This is a genomic window from Fictibacillus arsenicus (assembly GCF_001999465.1).
GTDB lineage: Bacteria > Bacillota > Bacilli > Bacillales > Fictibacillaceae > Fictibacillus > Fictibacillus arsenicus.
In genome coordinates this window covers 1-876 of record NZ_MQMF01000054.1, presented here as the reverse complement: position 1 = coordinate 876, position 876 = coordinate 1, and the positions used below count along the sequence as shown (strand labels likewise).

The 876-nt window shown below is 72.6% G+C and carries 1 protein-coding gene; it reads left to right on the top strand.

All coding sequences use genetic code 11. The features are described from left to right. Positions 1–876 (top strand): efflux RND transporter permease subunit (locus UN64_RS21760; protein WP_139343249.1); only part of this gene is annotated, 876 nt, incomplete at both ends.

Here is an 876-nt window from a genome sequence, read left to right as displayed (position 1 = left end):
GCTGCCGGAGGAGGCGGAGACCTCGTCCTTCGCGGGCTCCGTCTCCGACTTCCCAGTGGTCTTCCTCGCCCTGTCCGGGGACGAGGACCTCAACACCCTGCGCCGCCGCGCCGAGGACGTCCTGGCCCCGCGGCTGCAGAAGATCGACGGCGTCCGCGGCGCCGACGTCCTCGGCGGCACAGACGAGAACGTCTCCGTGGTCCCGGACCCGGCCGCGCTCGCCGCCGCCGGGCTGACCACCTCCGACATCACCGACGCACTCGAGGAGAACACCGGCCTCTTCCCCGTCGGCCAGGTCACCGAGGGCGCGACCACCTATCCCGTCCAGGCGGGCTCCGCCGTCGAGGACCTCGAGGGCCTGCGCGGGATCGTCGTCGCTCCCTCCGGGGACGGCGAACCGCGCACCCTGGACGAGGTCGCCGACGTCACCCTCGTGGCCGCGGCCCCCACGTCCCTGACCCGCACCAACGGGGTGCCGACGCTGTCCGTCTCCGTGACCGCGACCCCGGACGCCGACCTCGTGGCGGTCTCGCAGGCCGTGCGCGACGCCCTGCCGGAGCTGGCGTCCCTGGTGGGCGGCGGCGCGGACCTGACCGTGGTGTTCGACCAGGCCCCGTTCATCCAGCAGTCCATCGACACGCTGTTCCAGGAGGGCCTGCTGGGCCTGGCGTTCGCCGTGCTGGTGATCGCCGTGTTCCTGCTCTCGGTGCGCTCCACCCTCGTCACCGCCGTGTCCATTCCGCTGTCCCTGCTGGCCGCCCTCATCGGGGTGGCGGCCTTCGGCTACTCCCTCAACACGCTGACGCTCGGGGCGCTGACGATCTCGATCGGCCGGGTCGTGGACGACGCGATCGTGGTGGTGGAGAACATCCGTCG